This window comes from Micromonospora sp. DH13 (assembly GCF_020873825.1).
Taxonomy (GTDB): domain Bacteria; phylum Actinomycetota; class Actinomycetes; order Mycobacteriales; family Micromonosporaceae; genus Micromonospora; species Micromonospora haikouensis.
On record NZ_JAHWGR010000132.1, the window covers coordinates 1 to 255 of the forward strand.

Genomic DNA, 255 nt, shown 5'->3' on the forward strand with positions numbered 1-255 from the left:
GAAGTCGGCGAACAGGTAGGAGTTGGCGGTGGTGGGCACCCCGGCGGTGTAGTAGTTGTCCTTGATCGCCAGCGGGATGCCGTGCAGGGCGCCGCGCCGGGGCTTCTTCGCCAGGGCGGCCGCCGCCTTGGCCGCCGCCTCGGCGAGCACCAGGTTGAACGCCTGGTACGTGCCGTCGTACGTGGAGATGCGGGCCAGGTACGCCTCGACCAGCTTGGCGGGGGTCAGCTTGCCGGCGCGGATCAGCCAGGCCGC

The 255-nt window shown here is 71.4% G+C and carries 1 protein-coding gene; it reads right to left on the reverse strand.

The window, feature by feature from the left end; genetic code table 11:
• Nucleotides 1-255 (reverse strand): amidase family protein (locus LPA42_RS33590; RefSeq protein WP_255705533.1); only part of this gene is annotated, 255 nt, incomplete at both ends.